Annotated in this window: 3 protein-coding genes; 1 reads left to right on the top strand and 2 read right to left on the bottom strand. The window is 28.0% G+C overall.

Annotation, left to right across the window (positions count from 1 at the left end):
- Nucleotides 1-491: 491 nt before the first annotated feature.
- Together FC36_RS04890 and FC36_RS04885 are read right to left on the bottom strand one after the other, a co-directional pair.
- Entirely contained in the window at nt 492-776 is a 285-nt protein-coding gene (locus FC36_RS04890; RefSeq protein WP_023859306.1) for a hypothetical protein, read from the bottom strand.
- Nucleotides 777-890: 114 nt separating this feature from the next.
- Nucleotides 891-1,697: a ParA family protein gene (locus FC36_RS04885; protein ID WP_056986743.1), complete on the bottom strand. Its 807-nt coding sequence runs from the start codon at nt 1,695-1,697 to the stop codon at nt 891-893.
- 327 nt (nt 1,698-2,024) lie between these two features.
- On the opposite strand from FC36_RS04885, the gene FC36_RS12690 reads away from it, so the two are divergent.
- Entirely contained in the window at nt 2,025-2,102 is a 78-nt protein-coding gene (locus FC36_RS12690; RefSeq protein ID WP_369384746.1) for a putative holin-like toxin, read from the top strand.
- Nucleotides 2,103-2,384 lie beyond the last annotated feature (282 nt).

Below are 2,384 nucleotides of genomic sequence, written 5' to 3'. Positions count from 1 at the left end.
ATAACACTGTACAATTTACAAAAAATGGAAGTATTACAAACTAGCAATTAGCGTATTATTATATATTTTGGATATGGAAGTATATATTATTATATTCTAGTATATCTTTAAATATACTAGAATATCCAAAAAGAGATAGGAAAAGCAGCGTTATCTTTTAAAATAAACATTGGCAAATAAGCGTGGAACGGAAGGAAAACATACTTTGCAATGAAGTTTAAACTTTATTTTAGGAGACATTTTAAACTTTAAAATAATATCTAGAAATAAATTTCTAATCTAATAGAAAATAAAATACAAAATCCAAAATAAAATTTAGATTACATTTTAGATTACGCTTGGATTTTAGAATGCAATGGGAACATTTAATTCCATTTGTATTTTAATGTACAATCAATTTTAAAATGGAATTTACAATGCATTATACATTTTATTGTAAATTAAAAGGCCACACATAAGTGTGACCTGTATTAAAAGTTTTCTTACTTGTATTATAACGATTCAATTAAGGCTTCGATAAATGCTGAATCAGTTTTATAATGATTATCCTTCGATAACTTGCGAATCTTCTTAATCGTAGATTGTTTTAAGTAATAAGATTTAGATGTACGTTTTTCTTCCTTTTCAGGTGTTGGTAAAGAAATTGACAAATTCATAGTTGCTTTAGTTTCTGGCTCAACTTTATCAATTTTAGATACTTCACCAGTTTCCATCATATTATCAAACGTACCTTTACGTTTTTCTTCTCTTTCTTTTTCAAGATTTTCAAATGACATAATTTTTCCTCCTGTTTAAATTCAAATGTTAATTTTCGTTTAACTAAACTCTTAAAATAGATTTTAAAACAAAATCTAAATTACAATCTAATAAGTCAAGAAGCAGCACTAACTCTAGTGATTAAATGCTTCAAGCATCTTTTTAAATTCCGTATCTATTTCCTTATATGTTGACGCATATCTCTTGTATTTAGATTCATCACTACGTTCCATTTTAACTAATGGGGTGTGTTCAAGGGTTGATCTATTAAATAATTCTCTGTTTGGTAAAACAGCAATAACTTCTGGATTGTTTTCAATGATTTTAAGAAAATTACGTGATGATTCAGTATTATGTTTAACCATATTACCAATATAGTAAACTTTCGCCCGAACATAACTTTCTTCTGTCGACATGTCAATTGCTTCGTTTTCTTTATATTCAACAAAATCATCCATAAAGGTAAATTTAGCATCATATCCATGTTCTGTCGGTGTAATAGGGCAGAATAAAACATCACTAACCGCTACCGCATTTTTTACTAACGTGTCAAATGAAGGGTGACAATCTACGATTACATAATCGTATTTTTTAACCGTTTCATAGTTTTTTCTAAACCATCTAAATAAGAAAAAATATTTATGTGGGTCAGTTTCAATATTTGCGATTAAGCGATGAAGTTTTTTATAACCCGGAATAATATCAATGTTTTCAGAAGTTGTATGATATACACTCATTTCTTCATCATTTAGTTTATCAAAAAGATTTCCAATATTATTACTTGTACTTTCTAAGCCATACAACTGACTTAAATTACATTGTTGATCTAAATCAATTAGCAACACTTGATTTCCATTAGCTGCTAACCATTCTCCGAAATTATAAGAAATAGTCGTTTTGCCAACACCACCTTTGGTGCTGCAAATTGTAACAATTTCCATGAAATCCACCTCCGTAAAATTGCCTTCTTTGAATAATTAGGTAGCAAGAATTTGCCAATCTAATCGCTATCTATATCATACAACTAAACAATGTAAAAAGCAATATAAAATAAAAGTAACATTGAATTATAAAAAATACTTCAAAAAGAAATCTAAAATAAAATTCAAATTCTCATGTAAAATCACACTTAGATTTATAAATAATATCTTTGCGTTATTTAATAAAAAGTGATAAAATTAAACTTGCGACGAGTTATAGGTCGGTAGTTGTCTATCTGAAAGGAGGTTGTTTTATATGGAACAATCTTACGAAAGGTACGCAACGAAATGTTTTCATTTGCTGATTTAATGAGCTTTGGTCTATTTATCATTGCTTTGTTGACATATATTAATCAAGACAAATAAAAAACAACCACCTAATAACTTTGACAGGTTAGTGGTTGTTTTTTGTCTATATAAATAACTACCGACTTAATAAGCCGCAAGAGGTGTATGTTCCAGCATATGCCTCTTTTCATTTATCATTATAACTAGAATTAACTAAAAAATCAATACTTTACACTAAGAGTCTGTCCATTAACAGTACAGACTAGAAATTTATTGAGATTTATTGAGAAAAAATAACAATCAATGTCACATCATTTAGGGAATAAGTAACAGTTTTTGGTTGTTTTAAAACTGGTGGGG

The sequence above is a fragment of the Ligilactobacillus equi DSM 15833 = JCM 10991 genome (assembly GCF_001435735.1).
Lineage (GTDB): Bacteria > Bacillota > Bacilli > Lactobacillales > Lactobacillaceae > Ligilactobacillus > Ligilactobacillus equi.
The sequence above is the reverse complement of the archived record's forward strand: the minus strand, read 5'-3'. Positions and strand labels throughout refer to the sequence as shown.